Origin of the sequence: Endozoicomonas numazuensis (assembly GCF_000722635.1) — a bacterium.
Classification (GTDB): domain Bacteria; phylum Pseudomonadota; class Gammaproteobacteria; order Pseudomonadales; family Endozoicomonadaceae; genus Endozoicomonas_A; species Endozoicomonas_A numazuensis.
This window is the reverse complement of sequence record NZ_JOKH01000005.1, coordinates 71,639-97,127: the sequence shown is the minus strand read 5'-3', so window position 1 is coordinate 97,127 and position 25,489 is coordinate 71,639. Positions and strand designations below refer to the sequence as shown.

Sequence of the window (25,489 nt, the reverse complement as noted above, 5' to 3'; positions counted from 1 at the left end):
GGGGATTCCTATTACTAGGCGGCTACTCTCTTACGATTTCGCCGTGGTTCCTGTTTCTCAGAGGACTCCAACGAACCCTCTCCACAGGCTGACAAGCTGTGACCCAGCTCCCAAATACTTAATACATTCAGTGCGCCAACAATGTCGGCGTTATTTTCATACCCACACTTAACGCACCTGAATGTTTCTTGATTCGGTCTGTTTTCTTTTGACTCGTAACGACAGGACTCTTCAGGGCAGGTTCGACTTGTGTATGCCGGGTTTACAGCGATAACCTCACCACCTCGCCAAGCCTGCTTATATTCGAGCTGTCGTCTGAACTCATACCATCCTTGATCAAGAATAGACTTATTAAGACCCGATTTTGCCTTTACGTTTTTACCCTGATTCTCAGCATTGCCTTTTGCTGATTTTGACATATTCGACACCTTTAAATCCTCAATGACGATTATTGCGTGGTTTTTGCTGATTTCGTATGAGGCTCTATGGAGGTAATCGGATCGGCAATTAGCTATCTTGCTGTGAATCCTGTTAATACGACGTTTCTGCTTTTTCCAGTTTTCAGAAAATTTCACCTTTCGAGAAAGCTTCCTTTGCTCACTGGCAAGCTTTTTCTCATGCTTCCTGTACGAGTTTAAGGGTTTATATTTCTCGCCAGTCGAAAGGGTTACGAATTTCTTAACCCCCATATCAAGACCCACAATCTTTTCAGAGGGGTGTACCGGATCAAGCCGCTCTTGCTCAGTCTGGAAACTGATAAACCAGTGTCCTGATTTACGGGTGATTGTACAGTTTTTGATTTCCCCACAAATTTCTTGGGATTTGCGGAATCTTACCCAGCCTAACTTACTGGGGAGCTTCACCCTGCGGTTTTCTATTCTACAGTATTTTGAAAACTGCATGATACGAATGGAATTATGGGAGTCTTTGTTGCGCTGTTTGAAGCAAGGCTTCTCAAACTTAACCTCTTTCATTTTTCCTGCTTTGAGCTTTGCAAGATCATCAAAATGCTTCCCCCAAGCAGCTCCAAGGTCATTTAATTTTTGCTGCAAAGCTACAGCGTTACCTTGGGCTAAAAAACTGGTTTCCTCTTCTTTTTTCCATGTAGGAAGCCATTTGTGCATGGTGTAAGAGGATGGAATTTTTTCGCCAGACTTCCATTTTTCATTGCAGATGCTCAGGGCTTTATTCCAGACAAAACGACATGTACCGCAGAGCTGCATAATCCTTTCATGCTGCTCTGGCGTTACGTCCAGTCTGTACTTATATGCCTTGATAATCTTCATTTATGCAATCAGTGTGATATCTTATATGCTATATATAATAGCCCATAATACGGATTATAAAATATCAGTATGCAGGAAGTAAAGAAAGGTCGGCACAGTGCTTACAGCCTGCATTGCCACATTGTTTTTGTCACAAAATACAGAAAGAAAGTTCTGGGAGCTTTGCACTTAACAAGACTGAAAGATATTTTTTCTGAAATTTGCGGGAGCTTTGATTCTGAGCTGGTTGAATTTAACGGTGAAGCAGACCATGTGCATTTGCTGGTTGAGTTTACGCCCAAAACCCCGTCTATTTCCAAACTGATAAACAGTTTAAAAGCTGTTTCGTCCAGAAGACTAAGGCAAGAGTTTTGTGATATTGCGGGTGCTTATCGAAAGCCTGTCTTATGGTCGAGATCATATTTTGCCGGAAGCTGCGGGGGCGCACCATTGGATGTAATTAAGGAGTATATCGAGAACCAAGATCAGCCCTGACGGGCTGACGAAATTCACCTCCCTGCTAGGTCGCAGGGAGCACTCTTTCGATTACAGGTAGTAATTCAGAACCTGAAGAATACCTAATCCAATAGGCCCGGCACCAAAAATAACCGCACGATCTTCAGGCTTGGCTTGTCCCTGATGGACGGCATGCATGGCTACGGACAAAGGCTCTATCAAAGCACCTGTTTCGAAACTCATACCTTCAGGTAGCTTGATCACAGCCTGTTCATCTCTGGAAGCCCCTTTGACATGAAGCCAAGGCGCAAAGCCACCTTCAGAACCGTAATTACCAATCCCGTTGCCATCAGCCTCCGGATTCACCGTTACCCTGTCCCCCACCCTGACATGGCTGACATTGTCGCCTGTTTCCAACACAGTACCCGCTAATTCATGACCCAGAAGCATAGGTGTATCAGGCCCAAGACCACCAGAGGCAATGTACCCAAGATCCGACCCACAGATCCCACACTGCTCCACCTGGACAATGACATCATCCAGGCCTGCAACAGGCCGTTCAACAAGATCCAGCTGAACGCGATCCGGGCCGTGTATCCTGATCTGCGGCACCTGTTTCATGATTCCTGAACCTCTTCAGCCAAAGCTTTAGTGTGATGTAGCCCTGCCTTACGCAGGGCAAGCTGATCGATCTGATTCTGCAACCAGGAGGTCAGCCAGAAGTTCTCACTGCCAGTCAGAAGCTTTTGATGAATATTAATGGCAGTATCCAGTGCGGCTCCGGTATCGTCTTTTGAGAAAACGATATCAAGTAGATGGAGTGCTTCTTCATAACGCTCCTGCTCAACTTTATGTTGCGCACGAGCCACCAACGCTTCAGCTCCGCCAGAAAGCTCTATCAGGTCACCGTAAACAGACGAAGGAGGTGTCGTATAAAGCTCGGTCGTCGACTGATGGTGGAACCAGCCAGCATAATGCTCCCAGATGGCTCTCACGCTCCAGGACACTTTGCCGTACCCTTCTCCTACCTCAATCTCAGGTGGAATAGTTATTTCCTGCATCAGGGTATGAACATCCTTACCCTCATTCATACCTTTGACGGTCTCATCATGAACATGATGAATAGCATCACGAAGACAGGTCAGTTCTTCTCTAATCACCGCTTTACCCACTACAGGAGAGTGATGTCCATAGACAATCATCTTGGGTTCAAGATCCAGAACAGTCTGAACAGCAGCTGCAACGGTGAGAGCGTCACGATAACGGTCACCACGAATGGTCACCAGATTAGGAAAGTGGCCAAAAGGGCAGCCAAAGAGATTTCCGGTAAAGCAAATATCATGCTGTGGCAGCCAGACGATCAGAGAATCGTTGGTTTCAGCACCAGGAACCGCTATCAGTTCTACATCTAACCCTCCCAGAGTGAAGCAATATTTATCTTCAAAAAGAAGGTCCGGTATTGGTGCATCTTGTGCAGGAAAATCACTGAGCCCCTGATCGGCGTAGTACTGAAAAGCATCCGTAAACTTTTTGGTAAAAGCAAAAGCAGAACGGTTACCACGAAACAGAGAAAGTCTCTGGTCATAGGCCTGATGCTCAGTATTACCTGCCTGGGCAAGGACTTTTAAGTCGTCATATTCCTTTCTGAAAAAACCGACTCCCCCTACGTGATCAACATGTCCCTGAGTAAGCACCAGGTACTTCACTGGATCCGTTGAATAAGACTCAAAGTTCTTCTTATGAATCGGAGCTTCAAAGCCCATGCCCGCGTTAACCTGAATACTGCCTGCCGGAGTCTCTATCAAATAGCAGTTGGAAAAGCCTTCTGACATGATGATGAAGTCATTGATACGCTCGCCGCCCAGACGTGCAGGCTCAGGTGCTAACGGGCGGGACTTATAGATTGGGTCTCTCATTATTATTCTTCCCCACTGAATCCTTTCTTGTTTCTTTACTATGAAAATGCAGCTCTATCAGACCCTTTAGCCATTTTTATGATTCGGGGTGAACTGCATTTCCCGCTCATGGCTGTTAATTTCCCGCTCATGGCTGTTAATTTCCCGCTCATGGCTGTTATCTACCTGGATTCCTGCTTCACAGGAAACTGATCAAAATAGAAGTTAAAACGCTGGCTCAACACCTGCCTTGAAATACCAAAGTCACCCTCAAGGTCGTAGACAACCTGACCTTCCCTCCCTCTTGGGTGAGTATCAATATAATCCTGCAATTGCTGCCTGGCTTCTGTCGTCATTTCCAGGCCCGCCTTGCTGTAGATTTTCTCTACCATGCCCAGGTCGTCTGCCATAAACTCGTGAAAAGGGACATCAATGCTTTGATCATCAGGCAGCTGAACCCGATCTTTCGCACAGGCTCTCAACAAATGTTCTATGCGATCTGGCCAGTAATCTATCAGCCCCCCTGTATTAACAGACTTGCGACTCATTCTCTGGCCATAGGCCAACATGGTGACTGTGGATTGAATAACAGACACTGGATCACGATGAGTCACCGCTATAGTGGCATCAGGAAAAACCTTGAGTAGCACCGGCAACTGTTCAAGATGCTGCGGACACTTCAATACCCAGCGAGTGGGAGTGTCTGTATCCCGTTGTTGCCAGATCAGGATTTTCAGCACTGTTTTCATGTATTCATAATGAGGTGTCTGGTCGGTTTCATAATAATGCTCCCGCCAGCGGGGTGACTGATTCAGCCATTCATAGTTATAGGAAGCAAAGTCCGGTCCCATTAACTCCAGCTCTTCATGGATATGTTCCGGATTCATGGGATGCATGGCTGCCAGATGAGGTGTAACCTGTTTCATCATTTCCCAGGTATCACTGCAACGCTGATAGCGAGGATCGGTACCATCAGGTAACGGTGACTCACCAGGCAAGGGAATCGGTTCATAAGACTCCCACAAGGGCAAGGCTCGAAACCGTTGATCAGAGGCCATCAGGTTTAGCAGGTGCGTCGTGCCAGAACGAGGTAACCCAGCCACAATAATGGGCTTTTCAATTTTGATGTCATGAATTTCAGGGTGTTTCTTCAATACGTCATGAATCAATAAACGACTACTGGCATGTTGAACCAGCTTGTTGCGCAAGCTCATCCGTCCAATCTGTCTGAGACCGGAATCGTTATTCCACTCATCAACAAGAAGGTCCAGCCGCTCAAGAAAATCTTCAGAACCAAAATCATCCAGACCCGTTTTTTCCATTGCTTCCGCCAAAATGGACTCACAACTTAACTCGACGTTCAGGGCTTCATCAAACTCCAGAATACTTTTCTGAAGATCGGTATACACTGGATTTCCCAGATCATTGATGCGGATTTCTTTGCCCATAAAGCACTCGCAATTTTTTTATTGTGAAATGTTTTCCATCACTCGAAGCAATGAAAAAGAACAGGCTTCTGAGTTAATATGCACGTATTAAATAAGAACTTAATACGCAGGTATTAAAAAATCAAGACACATGTTTTAATATGTTGGTAAAGCATATAAATAGTCCTAATCATGAAAACTGCCCGAAAAGACACACTGACTACCCGGAAACATCTGACCGATGCTGCCGAGAAACTATTTGCCGAAAAAGGCATAGACAACGTCAGCCTTGTAGATATAAGCCGCGCAGCAGGACAGAAAAATCGTTGCGCTCTTCAATATCACTTTGGCGATAAAGTAGGTCTGATTAACGCTGTTTTAGATAAACACAGTCAAGAGATCGATCATGCCCGGGGCGAAATGCTTGCTGTATTGAATCAGAGAGCAGAATACTCTCTTCGTGATGCTGTTTGCATACTGGTTAAACCATTGGCCAGAAGAGTAGAACAGGATCAGGGAGGGAAAGCTTTTCTCAGTATCAACAGTCAGATGATGTCTTCAAGCCAGTATGCTGACTTACGCGTCCAGCGAGTACCCTTTCTGCCTGATACTCAGAGGTTGTCGTCCATATTCAAAAAGAAAATCAAGGTAGAGAGCCCTGACGAATTCAGTGCCCGCATGCTGATTGTGGATTGCATGCTGTTTCATAGCTTATCTGCTTATAGCTCAAGAGCTGTGGGAATTGCATGGAACACATTTATCGAGAACTTAATAGACAGTATTACAGCCGTTATAGAAAGGTGAATCTAACAGGAGAATCGTTTGCTCTTAATACCCATCACTTTGCCGAGCCCTTCACGGCAAAGTGCCAATTCCAGCGAGCTTCGGATCACCTGAGAATTGTCCAGTGTCATTACGTCATCAAGAATTTCTTTGGCTCTTTCCATGGTGATTTTTCTTAGCGCCCATTTCACCTTTAACAAGTTTGTGGCGCTCATAGAGAGCATGTCAAACCCCATGGCCAGAAGTAGAACAGAAGCTACCGGATCACCTGCCATTTCACCACAAATACCTACCGTTCGACCTTCTTTATGGCCATCTTCAACGATCTTGCGCAGTGCCTGCAAAACAGCAGGATGGAAAGAATGGTATAAGTCAGCCACTCTGGGATTATTACGGTCCACTGCTAAAAGATATTGCGTGAGATCATTGGAGCCAATCGATAGAAAATCCACTCTCTGGGCTAACTCACGAACTTGATAGACGGCAGCAGGCACCTCAATCATGACACCCACCGGGGGCATCATCACCGGTAAACCTTCTGACAGCACCTCACCGTGAGCTCTGTGAATAAGGTGCAGGGCTTCTTCTACCTCAAAAACACTAGTCACCATAGGCAGCATGATGCGGAGGTTATCCAGCCCAACGCTGGCCTTGAGCATGGCTCTGACCTGAACCAGAAAAATTTCAGGATGATCCAGAGTTACCCTGATCCCCCGCCACCCCAGGAAAGGGTTATCTTCTTCAATGGGAAAGTAAGAAAGCGCTTTGTCCCCACCCACATCAAGCGTACGCATGGTAACGGGTCTGGGAGAAAAGGCTTCGAGCTGCTGACGATAGATTTTTTCCTGTTCCGCCTCACTGGGGAACCTTTCCCGAAGCATAAAGGGCACTTCTGTACGATACAGACCTACACCTTCCGCGCCTCGATCCAGAGAACGAACAGTATCCGTCATGAGACCGGTATTGACCCACAACGGCAGCCGGTGTTCGTCCAGTGTGACACAGGGCAAATCGCTGATCGCTTCAAGCCCTTCGGTAAACTCTTTTTCTTCTTCGACAACGGCCTGATAATGTTCCAGCAGCTCCCTGGACGGTGATGCATATACCAACCCAAGGTTGCCATCAACAATAAGCTGCTTGCTCGACATCTTGTGATAGGGAAGATCAACAGCCCCCATTACGGTAGGAATGCCTAACGCTCTGGCCAGAATGGCCGCGTGAGAATTACTGGAGCCCTGGATAGAGACCAGACCTGCCAGTTTTTCCCGAGGCACATCAGCCAACATGCTGGCTGTTAGTTCTTCACTAATAAGCACGGTCTGGTCAGGATAAGTTATAGATTCCTGATCGTGTTGCTGAATACTGGCCAGAACTCTACGACCGAGATCTTTTACATCAACGGCACGCTCCCGCATGTAAGCATCGTCCATCATCTCAAAATTACGAACATGCTCGTCTATAACCTGTCTGAGTGCGCCTGGAGCCCAGTTACCCTGCTTAACCCGGTTTTTGATTTCCAGCCCCAGAGCATTGTCGTCCAGCATTCGCAGATAAACGTCGAACAAAGCTTGCTCTTCTGCGGGAAGATGGCCGGAAAGCTTGTCGGCTGTCGCCTTCATTTCTGAACGCACAGCCTCCAGTGCCAAATCCAGAGATTCCAGCTCTTTCTTGACATCATGACAGGTACGGTCAGGAACCGCCCCTAAATCTGCAACCGGCGCAACCACAACGGCTTCACCAATAGATACACCAGTGGCACCGGGAGTACCCTGGAATCGAGCGGTTTTCTGGGTATTTACGGTAACATGCAGGGAGCCGGTTGCTTCAGCATGAGCAATAACACCGGCCAATTGTGCCGACATAGTGACCAGGAACGCTTCTTCATGTTCATCAAAACGACGCTGATCTTTTTGCTGGACCACCAGAACACCTAAAATCATCCGGTGATGAATGATAGGAACCCCCAGAAAAGCATGAAACTTTTCTTCACCGGTTTCCTTGATGTAGCGGTATTTAGGATGTGAAGACGCTTCTTTAAGGTTAATAGGTTCTTCTCTGAGACCCACCTGACCAATAAGCCCTTCGGACTGGGATAATCGAGCGACACCCACAGCCTTTTTATTAAGACCTTCTGTCGCCATTAAAGTGTAACGAGTCTGCTCAGCATCATAGAGATAGACAGAACAGACTTCAGTTTCCATAGCTTCACGAACCCGCTGCACGATAATATTCAGCGCAGCCTGCAAATCCGGAGCGGCACTGACTTCCTGTACAATCGTACGCAGGGTATTCAACATGGTGACTTAATCCAGTCTGTTTATCTGTCTCCTGTGTCTGTTATCACTGGAATAACAGACGCCCGATTCTGTTGTTTACCATGAAATAGCTTTCAGTAGGGTGACCAGCAAAAACAGACTTTCGTCTGTCAATCAGGACAATAAATGTCTGATTGCCATCACCTGACCTTTGATCAAGCCGATCAACGGCCAAATGAAATTCACATTTATACCTTCTTAATTGTGAAATATTTTTCATCTGGCAAGTGTAACAACAATGATCGATTTCACTGAAAATTACCTGGGCTATTCAAGCTGATGTCCGCATTGAAAATAGCCCCAGTATTAACAAAAGTCATGAGTCTTGATTAGCTTGCAGGTGTCCTATTCGGGGAGCCAGCTCGCGCAAAGCACGACGGTAGACCTCCCTTTTGAAGGAAACAACCTGCCCCAGCGGATACCAGTAACTGACCCAGCGCCAGCCATCAAACTCTGGTGATCCTGTATGATCCACACTAACCCGGTCATCACTGCTCAACAGTTCCAGCAGAAACCATTTTTGTTTCTGTCCTATGCAAAGCGGATGCTGGTCTCTACGAACCAGTCTTCTGGGCAGGCGATAACGCAGCCAGCCACGAGTGCAAGCCAGAACTCTTACGTCTTCCGGCTGAAGCCCAATTTCTTCATACAGCTCGCGATACATGGCTTCTTCGGGGGCTTCATCATCATTTATGCCCCCCTGGGGAAACTGCCATGCTTCCTGTCTGATACGCCTGGCCCACAGGACCTGTCCGTGATGATTAGCGAGGATTATGCCCACATTGGGCCTGAATCCATCTGTATCAATCACGCAAGCGGCTACCTTAAATTATCTCTTACTTTGCATTGTTTCATAAACCGCTGCAAAACAGCAATCAAGATCTGTGCAATCAGGATGCCACTTTTGGTACACAGTCTATTGTTTCAACACCACGCCCTTCAAAACTATGACAAAGGTCTCAAAAAACTGTGAAATCAGACTCATTCAAGAACAACTGACAGGCCGTTCTGATAACGGCAACAACTAAAATATCTGTTTCAAGAGGAAACGCTCCGGTTGGGGGTCATTGCCCGGAACGTTTTCATAGTACACTCCCCCCTCACTATTCAGCAGTACATTCTGGCAGGAGGTTTTGTGGCACTGGCAATCTTTGATCTTGATAACACCCTGATAGCAGGTGACAGTGACTATCTCTGGGGGCAGTTCATGGCCAATGAAGGGATGGTAGATGCTGTTCGCTTTCATGAAGGCAATGACCACTTCTACCGTCAGTATGAAGCAGGGACGATGGTTCTTAGTGAATACCTGGATTTTTGTCTCGAACCCCTGACTCAGTTCACATTAGATGAGCTCAAAGTTTGGCACGACAAATTCATGGAACAAACGATTCGACCCATCATGCTGGAAAAAGCGGCAAGTCTGTTAAAAAAGCACCGTGATCAAGGTGATTACCTGATGATCATTACTGCTACCAGCCGATTTGTAACCGAACCCATTGCCAGAGCACTGGATGTGGACACTCTGTTGGCCATAGAGCTTGATATTGAAGACAACCGCTACACCGGCAAGGTCGTAGGTACGCCAACCTATCAGGAAGGAAAGGTTATTCGCCTCAAACAGTGGCTTCAGGAAAATCCTGAGTATTCTCTGGAAGGCAGCTACTTTTACAGTGACTCTAAAAATGACCTGCCGCTGCTGAACCAGGTAGAACATCCGTTTGCTGTCGATTCCGACCCTGAATTAACGGCTGTGGCCACAGAAAAAGGGTGGTCCATCATTAGTCTTAGATAAACCCAATTTCTTCTTTTAGAACTGCCCGTTTCTGTGCTTTATTTATGAGGCATCCGCAATTTGTCCCTGGCATTGCAGATGTCTCCTGACAGATGGACCCTATCCGGACCTCTGTTCATAATCATTAAAAAAGCGGAGAAAGTATGGACAGATCCCAGTTCTACGCTCTGATGGAAGGTGAAGGTAAGCTGGACTACGAAGTTTACCTCAACACCCCACAGATTCTAAAAGCCCAGAAACCCATGGCTGATCTTTGTAATAAAGATGAGCTCATGTTCCAGATCGTACACCAGGTAGAAGAACTCTGGATGAAGCTGATCGGATATACCCTTCTGGACATTGATGACTACCTTCAGGAAACCAATACTCACAGGATCATCACCCTTTTTCAGAGAGTCCACCAAACACTGAACCTGATGATCAGCCAGTTGCATCTGCTTGAAACCATGTCGCCCAAAGAGTATCAGGAAATTCGTTTGCAACTGGGGAATGGCAGTGGTCAGGAATCTCCGGGGTTCCGAACATTACTGAAAATGCCTCCCTTTCTCTGGCAAAGCTATAAAACCCACTACCTTGATCAGAAAGGGCTGAGCGTAGAAAAAATATACCACTCAGAATACAGTCACTGCGACGCCTATGTGGTAGCAGAAGCCCTCACCGAGTTTGATGAACTGTTCCAGTCTTTTCGCATTCACCACCTAAAACTGATTTACCGCACCATTGGCATGAGGGCTAAATCCTTAAAAGGCCGTTCAGTAGAATTGCTTCAAAAAGGCATTCAGCACCGCTTCTTTCCTGAACTCTGGGATATTCGTGGTGACATGACCGACGCCTGGGGTGGCGAATACGGTGTAAAAAGAGACAATCTGGGCAAGAAGAATAAAAATGCTCATGACCACTGATATCAAAGAGCAGTTCCATCTGCCGGAAATGGGCGTCTACCTCCTGAACCATTCGGTTGGCTGCCTACCCAATACGGCCAGTCAATCCTTTCAAAATGATTTTCTGGAACCCTGGAAGCAGCAAGGTAGCCATGCCTGGGAGCATTGGCTCAACAACCTGACCCAGTTCAATGCTGCTTTGGCCAGTCTACTGAACGGTGAAACTCAACAGTTTTGTCCACAGACCAACCTGTCCAGCGCGCTGACAAAGATTCTGGGCTCACTGCCTTCTGCTCCCGCTGGCAGCCACATTCTGCTGTCGGAGCGAGACTTTCCATCCATGGGGTTTGTAATCCAGACCCTTTGTGAAAGTTTTGGCCTGAAACCTCGCTTCATTCCTTCTGAAGCAGACCTGACAGACCTGAACCGCTGGGATGAAATGCTCTCTGATGATACCTGGCTGGCTTTTATCACTCATGTTCAGTCCAATAACAGCTTGCGGCTGCCCGTGGCTGAAATTACAGAACTGACGAGAAAGAAGCAGGTCATCTCTGTAGTGGATATCGCTCAGTCAGCCGGAATTGTGCCCATTGATCTCAACGCCTGGCAGGCCGACTTTGTCATCGGCTCCAGTGTGAAATGGCTGTGTGGCGGTCCTGGCAGTGGTTATCTCTGGGCCAGTGATGACATCATTGAGCAATGCAAGCCCATAGATGTGGGCTGGTTCTCTCATCAAGATCCCATGGAGTTCGATATTCACCACTTCGAATACGCAGAGGGAGCAAGGCGCTTTACCGGTGGAACGCCTTCGGTCATGCCATTTTCCTTATCTTCAAAGAGTATTCGATACCTGAATAGCATCGGTATCGACACGATTTTCAAACATAATCAGAAGCTGATTAACCAAATGATTAATCTGATTAAACCAGGAAAGATTCAATCGCCTTTAGAGCAAGAGATGCGAGGGGGGACTCTGGCTATCTCTTTTCAAGATAACCAGAAGGTTCTGGAGGCTATGAGCAGCTCGGGAATTGCCTGTGACCTCAGATCTGAGGGCCTGCGCTTTTCGCCTCATATCTACAATACAGAAGAAGACGTTGATCACCTGGTAGAGGTGATCAACGTCCTTGAGGGATAGTCACACGCTCTCGCTCAACTCCGTGCGTCTCTTACGATAGTGCATTGATGAGCTGGATACTGACTGGCACGGAAAATAGAGCGACCAGAGTACTCATCATAACCGTAGAAGCGGCCACTTCCGGGTGCACATCCAACTGATTGGCAATAACCACCACATTTCCAGCCATAGGCGTTGCCAGCATTAACATCATCACCATCAGAGCCTGTGAATCTAGCGTAAACTGATGCAGAATCAGGGCACCCAGAATAGGAATGCACAGGTGCTTCCAGCCTATGGAGGCAAACGAGAATTTCCAGTCAACCCGCAGCTGTGTGAACTTAGACAGAGTCATGCCAATCACCATCATGCCCAGAACACTGTAAGCCCCCTTAAAATTATTCATAAAGTCTGAAACAGAACTGCCTAAGGAAACTGACATGACCTTTAAGGTCAAGGCAGAAAGAGCCGCATAGATAATAGGGAGTGACAGCACTTTCTTGCAGCACTGAGCGTTACTGAATTTTCCTTTGGCCGTGATGTAGTAACCCACCGTGAACTCATAAAGATTGACCCCGATGATGATAAAAATGGCAACGGCCACATACTCTGATGAAAACAGCGAGAGCACGACTGGCAAGGCAAAATAACCGGTATTGCCAGTCCCTCCGGCAAAAGAGAAAAGATTGGCCTTACTGTCATTCCAAAGCAATTTACCCAGTAGATAAGCCAGCCCTGCAAAACCAGAAGAGAGTAGAAAAGCGGCCAGAGAGTATCGGAAAAAGCTGATATCGGCCGGAGAGTCAATGATCGAGATAAAAATAACAAAGGGAGAGATAACATAAACCAGTAGACTGGAAATATCCTTCGGGTCTACCTTAAATCGACGACCCACAAGCCAACCCAGTACCGCAAGAGAGATTAAGAGTCCTACTTTGATATAGAGCGTACTTCCCACTTATCACCCCTTCATTAAGTCTATGATTGCAGCAGACTCATGCACAGTTGAGCCATAACAACATTGCAGCCAGCGACTACCTGAAATTGAACCTCTTCCGTGCATCGTTCTTAAATTATTAAAAATAAGAAGATCTCCAGGAACCCAGTTACTCGAAACACTTTGCTCTTTAACTGCTTGCTTAAAGTTATTTAAAGCCTGCTCAGACTTTTCAGTAGTTGCAGTGGTATTATGAAGAGCAGCTTTTACCTCATAGAATCCATCAACCTTATCAATAATCGAGCTATACGATTTGTTATGATTTTTCACGTAAAAGGTTTCAGGCGATCTATGAATAAATAAGTTTTTTGAGAGCAAATCAACTTCTTTTTTTGTTAACCGGCCAAGAGCCCGATCCAGACTGACAATTTCCGTTGAAGTCACAGAATCATTGACTAAACAAAGCAAGGTTAAGCTATGTGGCCGAACAGGTCTGCGTAAGTACGCACCATCACTATGGAAGTCAAAAGGAATTTCTCCATTACTGGAAACACTGGCACCCTGTCCTGTAGCAGGCGTTATTTCGTGTATTAATGCTCCCTCCTTTTCCTGTTTATAAGAGAAAGGGTTCAGCCCAATAGCTTTTGTTAGGCCTAAAGAAAGAAATTCTGTAAAGTTTGATTTATCTGGATGCTTTTTTCCATTTTGTGGGGGAGTGGGAATATAATCCCCTAAAGGCAGTGATTTTATTTTTACGGCTCCGTACCCATAAAAAAGTTCTTCTTCAATATTTCTAACATCTGGCACGATTCTTTTTATTATATCTGATGCAAGATATATAGTTTCTTTATTTATCTCTAAATTAACTATTCTATTTAGCTCTTTTTTCAGGCTTTCATGCTTATTCGAATCTATTATGTATTCGATCATATTCTTGTTTCTTGTTTAATTACTAACAATATAAGCTTTGACACCTACACATTAAATAAGTGTATCTACTTAGCAGCCTGCTTTTTAATTTTAAAAATATTATTTCATGATTAAGGTTAACAAATACATAAAGAGACTATGCATTAATCTCAAAATAACTTATCTATTTCAGGAATAGCAAATGAGTTCATGTCACTTTGATTATCTCAGGCTCTATATTCAATGAGCCTGAGATATATTCAAAAATTTAAACTCGAGTCACCCGAGCGATGATCGCCTTGATGTATTCTGTCTCTGGAATAGCAGGGAGAATAGGGTGATCTGGTCCCTGGTGACCCTGCTCGATAATTTGAAGATTGCGGTCGATATGGCGACTGCCTGCTCTCAGGGCATCAAACAATGAATCTTTCTGAAGATGCATGGAGCAGGAACAGGACACCAGAATGCCATCCTTTTCCAGCAATCTCATGGCCAGTTCATTAATACGGCGGTAAGCCTGCTCACCCGCTTTGGTATCTTTACGCTTCTTGATGAAAGCCGGTGGATCAACAATCACCACATCAAACTTCTCACCTTCATCTCGCAGAGCTTTCAGCGCGGTAAAAGCATCTCCCTGAATCGATTCAACACGATCAGCAAGGCCATTGAGTTCAGCATTCTCATGAACCAGGTCTACAGCCTGTTCAGAAGCATCGACACAAACTACCTGATTCGCACCAAAAGCCGCGCACTGAACTCCCCAACCACCAACATAACTGAAAACATCCAGTACTCTTTTACCGCTTACATAATGACGCAGACGCTCCCGATTAAGACGATGGTCATAGAACCAGCCCGTTTTCTGGCCTTTCATGACCGGCGCCTTGAACTTTACACCGTTCTCTTCCAGATCCACTTTTTCCGGCACTTCACCATAAGCAACCTCAACATACTCAGGCAACTTTTCCAGCTGGCGACCGGTTCCATCGTTTTTCAACAGGATGCCTGATGGCTTCAGAACTTTAACCAGGGCTTCAACGATTTCATCCTTAACCGTTTCCATACCCGCTGTGGACATTTGTGCCACGACGATACCACCAAAACGATCCACCACCAGACCTGGCAACCCATCACTGTCACCAAATACCAGACGGTAATATGGCTTATCAAAGACTCTCTCCCTCAGGCTCAGCGCAACCTGAATTCGGTGCACCAGCAGTGAGCGATCCAGAACATATTTATTATCTCTGCTGACCAGACGGGCACAAATCAGGCTATTGGGATTGATATAACCCGTTCCCAGAGGCTTGCCTTCAGCGCTTTCAATATTGATCAGTTCTCCCAGTTCGAAGTTTTTCAGGGGAGAGGTCTGAGTATCGACTTCATTGCTGTAGATCCAGAGATGACCGGCTTTCAAGCGACGATCAGCCCGGCTCTTCAGGCGTAGAGTTTTTAACGTCATAGGGTTACAACCAGAGCGGAAAGAGGGATAAGTGCCCCATTATAATTACTTGCCCCTCATTCTCCAAAGCGACTCTTGAAGCAATATTTAAAAGCCATTAAGCTCAGCAGGGTCTGATAGGGAGTTGAAAGGTTTAAATGAAACCTTTCTGATGCAGCCAGTCGTCACATTCTGACTGCAAAAAGAAGAATAAAAAACAAAAGGAGTTTGTAGCTGTGTCCTCGTATCAATCCCCACAACAAAACCATCTTATTGCTGGAAAACATGGTGGTGTCAAAATCTTTTGCAGCCCTGGTGCTTACCCTGTCTATCAGGAGCTCGTCAGTAAATCACACAATGCAAACTACTGGGCGACGCTTATCGTAAGAGCCGTTAAAGGTCTCAAAAGTGGCGCAGTGAACAGCAAAGATGTGTTTGTCCGTACTTCTGCAATGCATCGGGGGCTACAAGATTTTCAAATAGCATTACCTGGCTGCAAAGTCTTTGCGCAGCGCCATGACAGTTATTAGCTCGATTGTGCATGCAGATGATTACAGTCAATTACAAGAATCTTATCAAGCTCCTGATTTGCATAGAGCCTATCGAGAAGACCGTGTATGGGAAACTGAAATTGCAGAAAACAATAAGGTAAAAAGCCGATCTGTAATTAGTGTTGTTGCCGTTTCTGATACTGGATTTAGTAAATCTTCAGATGCTGCTGTAAGAGTAGGTCCTAGAATCAAAAAGACAGTTAATAGCAGTGTTGACACAACAGGTTTCGATTTGTTTTTTACACCGGGTAAAGGACGAATCGCAGGCTTGAGCAATCTTCGCCAAGCTATGAAAGCAGACACCGATAAAAGCTTGAATGAAGCTTCGGTCTTACTGGCTAATATAATGAAAGATGCTCGCAAAGAGGAAAATATTACCTGGTTTGCTGACTTTGGCGGTGTTGCCATACTGACACAAGCCATGAACATTCTTAACCGTCATAACCTGAAACTGACTGGTCACAAACTCTACCTGCACCGGCCTACCGCACGTAAAGACAGCATCTACAAGTTAAGTCAGTCTCTTGGAATGACGGTGGATAGAACGTTCGTCACCAGCAACCCTCTGAACACCAACGAACTGATTGGCTCTGGTAGCCTGACACTTCCTTTTCTTCGCAAACAAAAAGAAGACAGCTATACCCTTTTGCAAATGGGAATGGATATAGGCAAGGGGATTACGGGAGGTAAAGGTGTCTGGAAAGCTGGAGCTGCATTAGCCTCAGCGGCAACGGCTGCGGCCCTATTCCCGGCATCTGCTACCGTTATTGGAGCCTTGGGATTAGCGGCCAAAGCCAGTGCAACTATCCCAGTCGTTGCTGCCCATATGCCAAACACCACCGATCGAATCATGGCGAAGTTTTGACGATGTTCTATCTACCCATCCAGTTACGAGAGCCTACAGAGCTGGTCGTCCCCAGAGGGCCTGATTTTTCAAAAGCACGCTGGGCCTCTGTTAATTTTGGAGGGACCATTGTCAGGCTCCGACTACCCAAACACAGGCCTCCTCATTCAGATTTGGAAGAGACTCATCTGAAAAGTGAGATTCAACTCAATAGCAAAAACACCTATTTAAATGCCAACCCCACCGGTCACTGGCAGCATTGTCATGCTCTGGTTCGCGACTGGCGTTTCTGTGGTCCCTGGTTTACCGGGGCAATAGCTAGAATGCATTTTGCATTAACCGTTAATAAATGCCAGCTTCAAAATAAGTCTGAAACACTATTTCAACCCAATGTGTTCGAACGTGAGGTGGATTACCTAATCACCGAGCGATATGCAGATGAGAAGTTCAGGGGTGCCAGCGATTGGCAGGCACCTCTGAACTGGCAAGTCCATAGTAATTTACCAGTACCTTCAGTCTCATATGATATTGCCAAAACAAATACCGGAGGAGGCGGTGATGTTCAGAAAAGGGTCGACTTTCCCATTCTTAACAATTGCATAGTGACTCTTCATTTTTCTCATCGCAGACCCTGGCCTGGCAGCATGGAAGAAGTCAACGCCATCATCGATCGCAGCACCATGGAACAACTCAGCTGGGATATTATCAACAGCCTTCAGGTGGTGCTGTCAGAAGAAGCCCAGCAACAACTGGCTGAGGCTCAATCCAAATACCCAAATGAGACGTTAAGCGAACAGCGGCAGCCTCTGAAATGGACAACACCGGAAGATGATGAACTGAATGCCCGTTATAAGGCCAATCCACACCTTTTTTGAATGACGAATAAAAATCCGCCCTGACAGAGTGTTATTCTCTGTCAGAAGCTTCCAGAACTTTGCTCATTACAACCTTTTCAACACCGCTCATACCATCTGTAAACTGGCGCTGAATGTCGTATCCTCGACTCTGGAAGAAATGTATGGATGCTTCAGTAAGACATTCTGCAGTTATGTCTGCGTATCGACTCTCCAGACTCTGTTCGGTTTCAGCCAGTAGTTTTTGACCAATACCTTGCTGCCTAGTCTCTTCAGACACCCACAAAATATCAATATGGTTACGATGGGTAGCGATCAAACCGACCAGCTGATCTTCTGCCCAGGCCACTCTCATGGTAGGCCAGTTGCCCCGGATGTACTTTTTGATATCTTCCCCTTCTGTCCAGGGCATGCTCTTGCCGGGCGCCATCAAGGCTTCATAAATTTTCATCAGGGAGTTTTGACAAAGTTCAGCGATTGCTCCCATATCAACTTCGCGCGCTTCGCGAATAACCATACTGCTCACTGGGTATTCCTTTCATCTATTACGTCAAAAGCGCAAAACCCTGCGCTTTTATAAAGTGGTTGGTATGTAAGGGCTAACGACCTGCTTTTCAATGCCTAAGGAAAGTTAGGCATCAATAAGGGTCTTTCACCCGAGAAACCTCAAAATAACGAACAATCGTTCTGGTAAGTCGCAAAAACTCGACAGATATACGAATTGGTTACAAGTTAATCAGTCTTTACTCTGCAACCTTCTAACTGGTTGCCTTGAGCCCGCCGGACTTATGTTTTCGGCAGGCTCCCATAGGAGTGATGACTATGACAACACGTCTTCAGGAAAACCTGGCTGAAATGCTTCTTGGATTTAATGATCTGGAAGATCTTGAGCAGATCAAATCTCTGGTGGAATCTGCTAACAAGGGATCCGCTTCTGGTGCCAACCACTTTGTCGAAAATGCCGGTCAGGCTGTTCAGCCACATGACCTTAAAAACTTCCTTCGCATGTATCCGATGGCACAGGCTATGGTCGCCATGGTACGTCACTACGAGCTGAATAAAGAGACAGATACTCTGAAGGTCGTTCTTGAATCCTTGCTAGAAGGCCTGGAAGAAAGAGAAGCTAACGAAACACTGCACTGAGAATAGCCTTTATCAAAGGCTTTTTATTCCGATCAGGGCTGTTTATTATGAAAATACAGCTCTATCAGACCCTGTAGCCATTTAAATGTTTCGGGGTGAGCCGCATTTCCCGCTCATGGCTGTTTATGCTAAAAACATCTCTGAACTGAATTCGGTGAGGCGTAAGCATGTTGACTCTGTCAAAGGAAAACAGGCATCAGCTCAGCGAGAACGGCTATCTGGTTATCCCTGATGCCGTTCCCCCGTCACTGTGTGATGATGCAGTCAATTTGATTACACAGTTTCTTGATATTGACCTCGACCACGCCGAAAGCTGGTATCAAAAAGATCTGGGTTACAATGGCATTGTTCCAGTTCATCAACACCAGAGCCTCTGGAATATAAGACAGCACCCCAATATTCACGCCCTTTTCTCGCAACTCCTGGGTACTGAAAAACTCTGGGTTCGAATGGATCGACTGTCTTTCAAACCCCCTTCCCGTGATCCCGAAGCTGAACGGCCAAAACGTCATATTCATCTCGACTTTCCAGTTGAGCAACTCACTTCGTTGCGTTTGCAGGGTATTCTCTATCTAACCGATACTGAAAAAGACCAAGGCGCCTTCTGTTGTGTTCCCAGCCTTTTCAAAAACGACGACGTTCTTAGAAATCGAAAAAGCCTGTGGTTCTCAGAAGACGAACTGACTGATTACCCGGTCGAGTCCATAGAAGGCAACGCAGGCTCACTGATCATCTGGGACTCAGGGCTCCCTCACTCTGGCATGCTTAATGTTTCTGACAGACCCAGATTGGCGTTCTATCTCTCAATGTTTCCGGCAGGTACAGAAGAATCTAGCGAAGAGCGTGTGCCACTCTGGCAGGAAAAGCGAGCTCCAGAAAAGTGGCGCGGTTTACCTTATCAACAAGATCCGGAACCAGGAAAATCCGCAGAGTTGAGTGAACTCGGCAAAAAATTGCTGGGCATTGAATATTACCCGGAAGATTGCTGAATCAACCTGACCGAAGTTTCCGTCAACTCACTGACCCTTTGCCAGAAGAGTACTCGCTGTTCTCTATCAGCAGGCTCAAGTGGTTTTAGCTTTTCAAGGGAAGCCTGAAGCTCCTTTGGGCAAGCAGGCTCACGGACAGGGTGAAGCTGGTCAGGAAAGCTTTCTGCGAAAAGTCTGTTCCAGTCAAAGTAGCAGCCCGGATCTGCCTTTCCTCTGAAACCGGCTATCTGTTCATGACCCAGTATCCGCTCCGGATCATTCAAACTGGGATAATGCTTTCGCAGCTGTTGAATCACAGCTTTTAGTGCCGAATATTGTGCATCGGTGAACGGAAGGACATTACCGTTGTAGTTAACCAGTTCTATGCCAAGGGCAAAATCATTAAACGCTTCCTTTTCTTGCCAATGGCTAACACCTGCATGCCAGGCCCTGTGAGCTGTGCCATTTAGACAGCTGACCAGCTCATAGACGGTTCCGTCCAGATCAATCACCAGATGGGCGGAAACTCCACATTCCTCGCTGGAAAATATATCCAGCGTGCCCTGAAGGTCCACCGCAGTGTAATGCAGGATCAAAAACTCCACAGGAATCACCCGGGCATCAAAGTTGGGGCTGGGATGTAAAACTGAACGTAGAGCCATTGATACGCCTGTAAAAAGTCTGAAACCCGTTGAGCTTTTAGCCTAACCATCCCTCTAACTTAAGATCAAGGACGAATTTAAAGCCCAGACAATCTTCGAGTGATACGTATCAGGTTGCTCTTAGTAAAGTCCGACAATAGGGAATTCCAAAAACCCATGTATCATGCACTCCGTGATACTTGGGAGATTAAAGATGGCCAAAGGCTTACTGAAACATCAGGAACGGCAGGCTGCTCTGAACCTGCTGGGCAAAAACCTTGCCCGCAGGGCCAGTTCAAAGTGTGAGCTTTGTGAAGCATCCGGCGTTCCTCTTAAAACCTATGAAGTTGCTCCTGTTCCTGACGAGCCCGATTTTGAGCACTGTCTGATGACCTGCGAAACCTGTAAGGATCAACTCAGTCTTTTTGAAAACAAACCCACCAAAATGAATGCAGATCACTGGCGCTGCCTGGGTAAAACAGTCTGGAGTCAGGTGCCCGCCGCTCAAGTGATGTCCGTAAGGATTCTGCGCCAGATGTCCGAGCCTCACCCCTGGGCCGCAGAAACCCTCGAACACGTATTTCTTGACCCTGAAATAGAAAGCTGGGTTCAGGAAACAGACTAAACCCTGTTTCTCCCTGCCTGATGGCCGATACAGAGCTCGATAACATTGTTTTCAAGAGCTTTTGTATCTTATGTCAGGCAGACTTCTATCCAGCATATTGATCCTGCTAATTACTTCCATTCTGGGGGCACAGGCTGCTCATGCAGAGCTGTTCAAAGCGGAACTGGATGAAAGCGAATGGCGTTTTAAAAGCTCTCCCTTCCTGTGCGAACTGACCCACCCTGTCCCGAGATTCGGACACATTCACTTTCTGGCTGAAGCCGGTGAACCCCTTAAAATGGCCATTGAATCCCCCTGGATGATGGATTTTTCTGGCTCACTTACCTTTGGCACGTCACCGGCACCCTGGCAGCATGGCCAAAGACCAGAAATTATCGGCATGAAAAATTTCTCTGAACTCAATGCCCCCATTACTCTTGGAGTGCTGAGGTTACTGGAGAAAATTCAGAGCGGCCATTGGGCTGAATTAAATCTGCAAAGGCCCGATCATCCACTATGGAAAATCAAACTGTCAGGGGTAGGATTCAGAGAACCTTATCTGTCTTTTAACCGTTGTCGCACTCAACTTCTGCCTGCCAACTTTGATCAGTTGCGCTTCACAACCGTCTTATATCGAAGTGGTAAATCCATTTTAACGAAAGCGCAAAGAAAAGAGCTGGACAAAATCATCCGCTATATGAAAACAGACTCGAGAGTTGCACGGATAGAAGTCGATGGTCACAGTGACCGTCTGGGTACGGCTCTGGGCAACCGAAAAATATCCCGACTCAGAGCCGAAAGAATTCAGGACTATATGCATGAGGAAGGTATTGCAAAATCCCGCATCGTTATACGCTTTCATGGCTCTCGCTACCCATTAAATAAAGGCAATACCAAAGAACTCCGCGCAAAAAACAGACGGGTTGAGCTCCGCCTGGTACGCCTTATAAATCCTGAAAGCTAACCGGAAGGTGATTTCCGGAAAATCTCTTCTCATTCAATAAAGAAACCCCTCCCAGAGTCGATAGAAGCTAGGAGCCTGATCTGGAATAGAAAGTTTGACCTAACATCCAGATCAGGTTCTTTGCGGAAAACCTTTTCCGTTTTCTTCACCCAATATTTTTCTGATTGATCAGACCGGGAATGGAATGAGCAATAAAGGCAATATTCTGATTGTGGGAGACAAACCGGAAGGGAATTCTGACCTTCGGGAAAAGCTCAAAGATGCTCATTATCGGGTCGAACAGATCGTGTCGGCAGAACGTGCATTAAAAGTTCTGCACAAAGGTATGGTTGATCTGATCATTGCCGACTTTCAACGCTCTCCTCAAGACAGTTTGGGTTTTCTCAATAAGATGAGAGCCCTGAATAACAAACCTCCGGTCATTATTACTGCTGACCAGCCAGACATTGAGCAAGCAGTAGCCGCTATGAAAGCAGGTGCTTCCGATTACTTCGCAGATTCAGACAACAGTGACCAGCTATTGGTGCTGATGGAAAAATGCCTCAAGTCTTCTAATACTCCGAGCGCCGCTCCTATTGCTGTGGCCTCAGCCAGTCAGAAAACCCTGCAGATGGCACAGCAGGTCGCCCAGTCAGATGCCACCGTATTAATTACCGGCGAATCAGGCACCGGAAAAGAAGTTCTAGCTCGTTATATACATCTCCAATCTCCCAGAAAGTCCGGGCCGTTCATCGCCATTAACTGCGCCGCCATACCTGACAACCTGCTCGAATCCGAACTGTTTGGCCACACCAGGGGATCGTTCACAGGCGCCCTTTCTGACCAGGCTGGTCGCTTTGAACAGGCTAACTCAGGGACTTTATTGCTGGATGAAATTGGTGAGCTGCCATCCAACCTTCAGGCAAAGCTGCTCAGAGTACTTCAGGAAAAAGAAGTGGAAAGAGTCGGTGGACGCACCAGCATCAAACTGGACGTCAGAGTACTTGCTGCTACCAACCAGAACCTGCAGGAAGCGGTGCAAAATGGTCAGTTCCGGGCCGACCTGTTTTATCGCATTAATGTATTCCCTCTCACCTGGGCGCCACTAAGAGAACGAAAAGAAGACATCATTCCTCTTGCCGAATACTTTCTGGAAAACCTGGCCAGCGAACGGGATATTTTGCTTTCTCAGGAAGCCAGAGAACGACTCAATAGTTATCAGTGGCCGGGCAATGTTCGTGAGCTGGAAAACGTGATTCAGAGAGCCCTGGTGATGTGTCAAAACAACATGATTTCTGCTGGCGATCTCATGCTCGAAGTTCAAGTCATCCACTCCACAGACTCTCAACTCATGGTTGAGGAGCCGTCTCGGGACATAACCTCTCCATCGGGTGAGGTCAGCCTTGAATCCAAGCGAAAGCAAGAAGAATTCAAGCACATTATAAGAACACTGCGGCTTCATGATGGTCACCGGAGTAAAACTGCAGAGGCTTTAGGCGTTACAACCCGAACCCTCAGAAACAAACTGGCAGACATGCGTAAAGAAGGCATGGATGTGGAAGTTCTGATTAAACAGCCTTGAGCCTAAACAGCCTTGAGCCTTAACAGCCTTGAGCCTAAACAGCCTTGAGCCTAAACAGCCTTGAGCCAATAAAAACTGCCAATGGCACAGGAGAAGCACTGACCATGGAAAACTTGAGCACCAGCCAAATTGCTCAGGATGTGCAAGAACTGATTAACATTGGCAAACCGGGAGCCGTTGCACCTTCCGGCGCCATAACCAATGAAGAGACACCGGGCTTTGGCGAATTGATGAAGTCTGCCCTAGATGCCGTCAACCAGCAGCAAAAAACAGCTGCAGGAATGATGACAGACATTGAAACCGGCAAGAGCAAAGATCTGTTGGGCGCGATGCTGGCCAGCCAGAAAGCCAGTCTGTCCTTTCAGGCTCTGGTACAGATCAGAAACAAGGCGGTTGCCGCCTATGAAGAAATCATGAGGATGCAGGTGTAATTCATCCTTGATGGAAACAAAAAGAAGCCTGACCAGGAACAGGAATCATGGCTGAGAAGAAAAAGCAGCAAGAGGAAACTGTTATCGAGCACGAAGAAGCGCCGCAATGGCAGCGCATGCTTGAGCAGGTTCCAAGTTTCTTCAAGGGTAATGCCCGCAATCAGGGCATGCTTCTTATTGCCTTGTCAGGCACTATCGCTCTGACAATGGTTCTGTTCATATGGGGTCAGACCAGTAATTGGCAGCCATTATATGGCAATCAGGAGATGTACGACGCAAGCAGTATCAGCCAGGTACTTGAAGCCCGCCAAATAAGCTACCGCATTCATCCGGATACAGGCCAGGTTATGGTCGATGCCAGTGAAGTCAGCACAGCCAGGATGCAACTGTCTGCCGCAGGTATCAAAACCGGTCTTCCGGAAGGCCTCAAAGTTCTGGAAAAAGAGCAGAGCCTGGGCACCAGCCAGTTTATTGAAAATGCCCGTTACCGCCATGGACTGGAAGGTGAGCTCGCAAAAACCATTATCAGCCTCAAGCCCGTACGAAATGCCCGGGTGCATCTGGCTTTACCCAAACGCACGGCCTTTGTTCGCAAGCAGGCCAAGTCTTCAGCCTCGGTCTTTATTGACCTTTTTGCCGGTGGGCAGCTGGATAACAAGCAGGTCGAAGCCATAGTCAATCTGGTCGCTGGCAGTGTTCCCGGACTGGAAAAGAAAGATATTTCAGTGGTGGATCAGCAAGGTAACCTGCTTTCAAGAGATATCGCCATGTCCAACGGCAGTATGGCTATGGCCAATGCCCAGCTGAAATACATTAAAGGAGTGGAGCAACATTACATTGAACGGGTCAACAGCCTTCTTGATCCTATCATTGGTGCCCGCAATTTTCGGGTGCAGGTGTCTGCCGACGTTGATTTCAGCCGGGTCGAACAAACCGCTGAACAGTATGATCCAGATCAGAAAACGGTACGCAGTGAAAAAGGCCGGGAGAGAACACCAGCCACACCGCAAGCACTGGGTGTACCAGGCTCGCTGAGTAATCAGCCCCCTGATACCACAACGGCTCAGAATGAAGAAACAGCTGCGTCTCCTACGCAGAATGAATACACACGCAACTACGAGCTGAACAAAACAGTACGGCACACCTCTTTTCAGCAGGGCAGGGTTCAACGCATCAGCGTTGCCGTGGTGCTCAATAACAGCCCAACAGCCGTCGCTATTGCTGGAGAGTGGTCGCAAGAGAAACTCGATAACCTTAAAGAACTGATCATGGATTCTGTGGGGCTTCCTGCCGAGGTCGCCGATCAGGTTAGCTTGCATACAGCGTCCTTTATTGAAGTTCCCGAAGCAGAATTCATTTCCCCTGTATGGTGGCAACAACCAGAAATCATGGCTTACGCACGTTATGGAGCAGGCACCTTACTGGGTCTGGCTGCCATTATTTTCCTGTTAAGACCTCTGGTGCAGCAAACCCTGCCCAAACAGGCCGCCCTTAAACATGAAGCGGCAATGATTGAACAACAGAATCAACAGAATCAACAGAAAGCTGCACTGGATCACCCTGCGGTCATGGATGAAAACACCGCGCTTTTACCGCCGGAGCTGGCTGACTTTGACACACAGCTTGGCTACCTGAGGAAACTTTCGACCAAGGAGCCCGAAAGGGTTGCTCAGGTCATCAAACTCTGGATGAAGTCAGGAGGAAATTGAC

26 protein-coding genes are annotated in these 25,489 nt (G+C 46.8%); 15 read left to right on the top strand and 11 right to left on the bottom strand.

Features of this window, described 5'->3' with window-relative positions; all coding sequences use genetic code 11:
• Positions 1 to 14: 14 nt before the first annotated feature.
• Positions 15 to 1,286 (bottom strand): RNA-guided endonuclease InsQ/TnpB family protein, encoded by a 1,272-nt coding sequence (locus tag GZ78_RS19400; protein ID WP_034839856.1) that lies wholly within the window; start codon positions 1,284 to 1,286, stop codon positions 15 to 17.
• 69 nt (positions 1,287 to 1,355) lie between these two features.
• Between GZ78_RS19400 and tnpA the strand changes: the two genes are divergently transcribed.
• Positions 1,356 to 1,760: an IS200/IS605 family transposase gene (gene tnpA, locus GZ78_RS19395; protein ID WP_034839854.1), complete on the top strand. Its 405-nt coding sequence runs from the start codon at positions 1,356 to 1,358 to the stop codon at positions 1,758 to 1,760.
• A gap of 51 nt (positions 1,761 to 1,811) precedes the next feature.
• On the opposite strand, the gene GZ78_RS19390 is transcribed toward tnpA, so the two are convergent.
• The 3 genes from GZ78_RS19390 to GZ78_RS19380 all read right to left on the bottom strand — a co-directional run bounded on the left by GZ78_RS19390 (position 1,812) and on the right by GZ78_RS19380 (position 5,064).
• Complete coding sequence (locus GZ78_RS19390; RefSeq protein ID WP_051786361.1) at positions 1,812 to 2,342, bottom strand: alcohol dehydrogenase catalytic domain-containing protein; 531 nt, start codon at positions 2,340 to 2,342, stop codon at positions 1,812 to 1,814.
• On the bottom strand, positions 2,339 to 3,637 hold the full coding sequence (locus tag GZ78_RS19385) for an alkyl sulfatase dimerization domain-containing protein (RefSeq protein WP_051786360.1): 1,299 nt from the start codon (positions 3,635 to 3,637) through the stop codon (positions 2,339 to 2,341). Before GZ78_RS19385 ends, GZ78_RS19390 begins: the two co-directional genes overlap by 4 nt.
• Before the next feature lie 161 nt (positions 3,638 to 3,798).
• Positions 3,799 to 5,064, bottom strand: a complete 1,266-nt coding sequence (locus GZ78_RS19380) for a sulfotransferase family protein (protein WP_034839851.1) — start codon at positions 5,062 to 5,064, stop codon at positions 3,799 to 3,801.
• Between the two features lie 171 nt (positions 5,065 to 5,235).
• On the opposite strand from GZ78_RS19380, the gene GZ78_RS27710 reads away from it, so the two are divergent.
• On the top strand, positions 5,236 to 5,847 hold the full coding sequence (locus GZ78_RS27710; protein WP_051786359.1) for a TetR/AcrR family transcriptional regulator: 612 nt from the start codon (positions 5,236 to 5,238) through the stop codon (positions 5,845 to 5,847).
• 2 nt (positions 5,848 to 5,849) lie between these two features.
• On the opposite strand, the gene ptsP is transcribed toward GZ78_RS27710, so the two are convergent.
• Both ptsP and rppH read right to left on the bottom strand, forming a co-directional pair.
• Positions 5,850 to 8,123: a phosphoenolpyruvate--protein phosphotransferase gene (ptsP, locus tag GZ78_RS19370; protein ID WP_034839848.1), complete on the bottom strand. Its 2,274-nt coding sequence runs from the start codon at positions 8,121 to 8,123 to the stop codon at positions 5,850 to 5,852.
• Between the two features lie 334 nt (positions 8,124 to 8,457).
• Positions 8,458 to 8,952 (bottom strand): RNA pyrophosphohydrolase, encoded by a 495-nt coding sequence (gene rppH / locus GZ78_RS19360; RefSeq protein WP_034839845.1) that lies wholly within the window; start codon positions 8,950 to 8,952, stop codon positions 8,458 to 8,460.
• A gap of 324 nt (positions 8,953 to 9,276) precedes the next feature.
• On the opposite strand from rppH, the gene GZ78_RS19355 reads away from it, so the two are divergent.
• The 3 genes from GZ78_RS19355 to GZ78_RS19345 all read left to right on the top strand — a co-directional run bounded on the left by GZ78_RS19355 (position 9,277) and on the right by GZ78_RS19345 (position 11,952).
• The gene (locus GZ78_RS19355; RefSeq protein ID WP_034840458.1) at positions 9,277 to 9,933 is read left to right on the top strand and encodes a histidinol-phosphatase; all 657 of its coding nucleotides are present in this window, start codon (positions 9,277 to 9,279) and stop codon (positions 9,931 to 9,933) included.
• Positions 9,934 to 10,076: 143 nt separating this feature from the next.
• The gene (locus GZ78_RS19350) at positions 10,077 to 10,835 is read left to right on the top strand and encodes a tryptophan 2,3-dioxygenase family protein (protein ID WP_034839843.1); all 759 of its coding nucleotides are present in this window, start codon (positions 10,077 to 10,079) and stop codon (positions 10,833 to 10,835) included.
• Complete coding sequence (locus GZ78_RS19345; protein WP_051786358.1) at positions 10,819 to 11,952, top strand: aminotransferase class V-fold PLP-dependent enzyme; 1,134 nt, start codon at positions 10,819 to 10,821, stop codon at positions 11,950 to 11,952. The genes GZ78_RS19350 and GZ78_RS19345 overlap by 17 nt, the downstream gene beginning before the upstream one ends.
• 31 nt (positions 11,953 to 11,983) lie before the next feature.
• Here the strand turns inward: GZ78_RS19345 and GZ78_RS19340 are convergent, their stop codons facing one another.
• The 3 genes from GZ78_RS19340 to GZ78_RS19330 form a co-directional block, all read right to left on the bottom strand.
• The gene (locus GZ78_RS19340; RefSeq protein ID WP_034839841.1) at positions 11,984 to 12,889 is read right to left on the bottom strand and encodes an AEC family transporter; all 906 of its coding nucleotides are present in this window, start codon (positions 12,887 to 12,889) and stop codon (positions 11,984 to 11,986) included.
• Positions 12,890 to 12,892: 3 nt separating this feature from the next.
• Positions 12,893 to 13,798, bottom strand: a complete 906-nt coding sequence (locus tag GZ78_RS28470; RefSeq protein ID WP_081869946.1) for a TauD/TfdA family dioxygenase — start codon at positions 13,796 to 13,798, stop codon at positions 12,893 to 12,895.
• Between the two features lie 247 nt (positions 13,799 to 14,045).
• Positions 14,046 to 15,239: a class I SAM-dependent rRNA methyltransferase gene (locus GZ78_RS19330; RefSeq protein ID WP_034839839.1), complete on the bottom strand. Its 1,194-nt coding sequence runs from the start codon at positions 15,237 to 15,239 to the stop codon at positions 14,046 to 14,048.
• 215 nt (positions 15,240 to 15,454) lie between these two features.
• Between GZ78_RS19330 and GZ78_RS19325 the strand changes: the two genes are divergently transcribed.
• From GZ78_RS19325 to GZ78_RS19315, 3 genes are read left to right on the top strand one after another with little or no spacing between them, the layout of a single operon-like run.
• Entirely contained in the window at positions 15,455 to 15,748 is a 294-nt protein-coding gene (locus GZ78_RS19325; protein WP_034839838.1) for a hypothetical protein, read from the top strand.
• Positions 15,735 to 16,634, top strand: a complete 900-nt coding sequence (locus GZ78_RS19320; protein ID WP_034839836.1) for a hypothetical protein — start codon at positions 15,735 to 15,737, stop codon at positions 16,632 to 16,634. The genes GZ78_RS19325 and GZ78_RS19320 overlap by 14 nt, the downstream gene beginning before the upstream one ends.
• Before the next feature lie 2 nt (positions 16,635 to 16,636).
• Positions 16,637 to 17,488, top strand: a complete 852-nt coding sequence (locus GZ78_RS19315; protein WP_034839835.1) for a hypothetical protein — start codon at positions 16,637 to 16,639, stop codon at positions 17,486 to 17,488.
• 31 nt (positions 17,489 to 17,519) lie between these two features.
• Here the strand turns inward: GZ78_RS19315 and GZ78_RS19310 are convergent, their stop codons facing one another.
• Entirely contained in the window at positions 17,520 to 17,984 is a 465-nt protein-coding gene (locus tag GZ78_RS19310) for a GNAT family N-acetyltransferase (RefSeq protein WP_034839832.1), read from the bottom strand.
• A 305-nt stretch (positions 17,985 to 18,289) separates the two neighbouring features.
• Here GZ78_RS19310 and GZ78_RS19305 point away from each other — a divergent pair, with 305 nt between their 5' ends.
• Together GZ78_RS19305 and GZ78_RS19300 are read left to right on the top strand one after the other, a co-directional pair.
• Positions 18,290 to 18,610 carry a hypothetical protein gene (locus GZ78_RS19305; RefSeq protein ID WP_152558838.1) on the top strand — a complete coding sequence of 107 codons (321 nt, stop codon included), beginning with the start codon at positions 18,290 to 18,292 and terminating at the stop codon, positions 18,608 to 18,610.
• Between the two features lie 167 nt (positions 18,611 to 18,777).
• On the top strand, positions 18,778 to 19,599 hold the full coding sequence (locus GZ78_RS19300) for a phytanoyl-CoA dioxygenase family protein (RefSeq protein ID WP_034839827.1): 822 nt from the start codon (positions 18,778 to 18,780) through the stop codon (positions 19,597 to 19,599).
• On the opposite strand, the gene GZ78_RS19295 is transcribed toward GZ78_RS19300, so the two are convergent.
• Positions 19,581 to 20,240 carry an N-acetylmuramoyl-L-alanine amidase gene (locus GZ78_RS19295; RefSeq protein ID WP_034839824.1) on the bottom strand — a complete coding sequence of 220 codons (660 nt, stop codon included), beginning with the start codon at positions 20,238 to 20,240 and terminating at the stop codon, positions 19,581 to 19,583. The two genes, GZ78_RS19300 and GZ78_RS19295, sit on opposite strands and share 19 nt — an antisense overlap.
• Positions 20,241 to 20,433: 193 nt before the next feature.
• On the opposite strand from GZ78_RS19295, the gene GZ78_RS19290 reads away from it, so the two are divergent.
• The 5 genes from GZ78_RS19290 to fliF all read left to right on the top strand — a co-directional run bounded on the left by GZ78_RS19290 (position 20,434) and on the right by fliF (position 25,488).
• Positions 20,434 to 20,844, top strand: coding sequence for a PhnA protein (locus GZ78_RS19290; RefSeq protein WP_034839822.1), 411 nt, complete (start codon positions 20,434 to 20,436; stop codon positions 20,842 to 20,844).
• Positions 20,845 to 20,914: 70 nt separating this feature from the next.
• Positions 20,915 to 21,787: an OmpA family protein gene (locus GZ78_RS19285; protein WP_034839820.1), complete on the top strand. Its 873-nt coding sequence runs from the start codon at positions 20,915 to 20,917 to the stop codon at positions 21,785 to 21,787.
• Between the two features lie 184 nt (positions 21,788 to 21,971).
• Entirely contained in the window at positions 21,972 to 23,348 is a 1,377-nt protein-coding gene (locus GZ78_RS19280; protein ID WP_034839817.1) for a sigma-54-dependent transcriptional regulator, read from the top strand.
• A 104-nt stretch (positions 23,349 to 23,452) separates the two neighbouring features.
• On the top strand, positions 23,453 to 23,779 hold the full coding sequence (gene fliE, locus GZ78_RS19275) for a flagellar hook-basal body complex protein FliE (protein ID WP_034840452.1): 327 nt from the start codon (positions 23,453 to 23,455) through the stop codon (positions 23,777 to 23,779).
• A 47-nt stretch (positions 23,780 to 23,826) separates the two neighbouring features.
• Positions 23,827 to 25,488 (top strand): flagellar basal-body MS-ring/collar protein FliF, encoded by a 1,662-nt coding sequence (gene fliF, locus GZ78_RS19270; protein WP_051786356.1) that lies wholly within the window; start codon positions 23,827 to 23,829, stop codon positions 25,486 to 25,488.
• The last annotated feature ends 1 nt before the right edge of the window (position 25,489 follow it).

Excerpts from the sequence above, each read along its gene's own strand:
- GZ78_RS19400 (WP_034839856.1), bottom strand. The coding sequence starts at position 1,286 with ATGAAGATTATCAAGGCATATAAGTACAGACTGGACGTAACGCCAGAG.
- tnpA (WP_034839854.1), top strand. The coding sequence starts at position 1,356 with ATGCAGGAAGTAAAGAAAGGTCGGCACAGTGCTTACAGCCTGCATTGC.
- GZ78_RS19390 (WP_051786361.1), bottom strand. The coding sequence starts at position 2,342 with ATGAAACAGGTGCCGCAGATCAGGATACACGGCCCGGATCGCGTTCAG.
- GZ78_RS19385 (WP_051786360.1), bottom strand. The coding sequence starts at position 3,637 with ATGAGAGACCCAATCTATAAGTCCCGCCCGTTAGCACCTGAGCCTGCA.
- GZ78_RS19380 (WP_034839851.1), bottom strand. The coding sequence starts at position 5,064 with ATGGGCAAAGAAATCCGCATCAATGATCTGGGAAATCCAGTGTATACC.
- GZ78_RS27710 (WP_051786359.1), top strand. The coding sequence starts at position 5,236 with ATGAAAACTGCCCGAAAAGACACACTGACTACCCGGAAACATCTGACC.
- ptsP (WP_034839848.1), bottom strand. The coding sequence starts at position 8,123 with ATGTTGAATACCCTGCGTACGATTGTACAGGAAGTCAGTGCCGCTCCG.
- GZ78_RS19350 (WP_034839843.1), top strand. The coding sequence starts at position 10,077 with ATGGACAGATCCCAGTTCTACGCTCTGATGGAAGGTGAAGGTAAGCTG.
- GZ78_RS19345 (WP_051786358.1), top strand. The coding sequence starts at position 10,819 with ATGCTCATGACCACTGATATCAAAGAGCAGTTCCATCTGCCGGAAATG.
- GZ78_RS28470 (WP_081869946.1), bottom strand. The coding sequence starts at position 13,798 with ATGATCGAATACATAATAGATTCGAATAAGCATGAAAGCCTGAAAAAA.
- GZ78_RS19330 (WP_034839839.1), bottom strand. The coding sequence starts at position 15,239 with ATGACGTTAAAAACTCTACGCCTGAAGAGCCGGGCTGATCGTCGCTTG.
- GZ78_RS19320 (WP_034839836.1), top strand. The coding sequence starts at position 15,735 with ATGACAGTTATTAGCTCGATTGTGCATGCAGATGATTACAGTCAATTA.
- GZ78_RS19315 (WP_034839835.1), top strand. The coding sequence starts at position 16,637 with ATGTTCTATCTACCCATCCAGTTACGAGAGCCTACAGAGCTGGTCGTC.
- GZ78_RS19310 (WP_034839832.1), bottom strand. The coding sequence starts at position 17,984 with ATGGTTATTCGCGAAGCGCGCGAAGTTGATATGGGAGCAATCGCTGAA.
- GZ78_RS19305 (WP_152558838.1), top strand. The coding sequence starts at position 18,290 with ATGACAACACGTCTTCAGGAAAACCTGGCTGAAATGCTTCTTGGATTT.
- GZ78_RS19300 (WP_034839827.1), top strand. The coding sequence starts at position 18,778 with ATGTTGACTCTGTCAAAGGAAAACAGGCATCAGCTCAGCGAGAACGGC.
- GZ78_RS19295 (WP_034839824.1), bottom strand. The coding sequence starts at position 20,240 with ATGGCTCTACGTTCAGTTTTACATCCCAGCCCCAACTTTGATGCCCGG.
- GZ78_RS19290 (WP_034839822.1), top strand. The coding sequence starts at position 20,434 with ATGGCCAAAGGCTTACTGAAACATCAGGAACGGCAGGCTGCTCTGAAC.
- GZ78_RS19285 (WP_034839820.1), top strand. The coding sequence starts at position 20,915 with ATGTCAGGCAGACTTCTATCCAGCATATTGATCCTGCTAATTACTTCC.
- GZ78_RS19280 (WP_034839817.1), top strand. The coding sequence starts at position 21,972 with ATGAGCAATAAAGGCAATATTCTGATTGTGGGAGACAAACCGGAAGGG.
- fliE (WP_034840452.1), top strand. The coding sequence starts at position 23,453 with ATGGAAAACTTGAGCACCAGCCAAATTGCTCAGGATGTGCAAGAACTG.
- fliF (WP_051786356.1), top strand. The coding sequence starts at position 23,827 with ATGGCTGAGAAGAAAAAGCAGCAAGAGGAAACTGTTATCGAGCACGAA.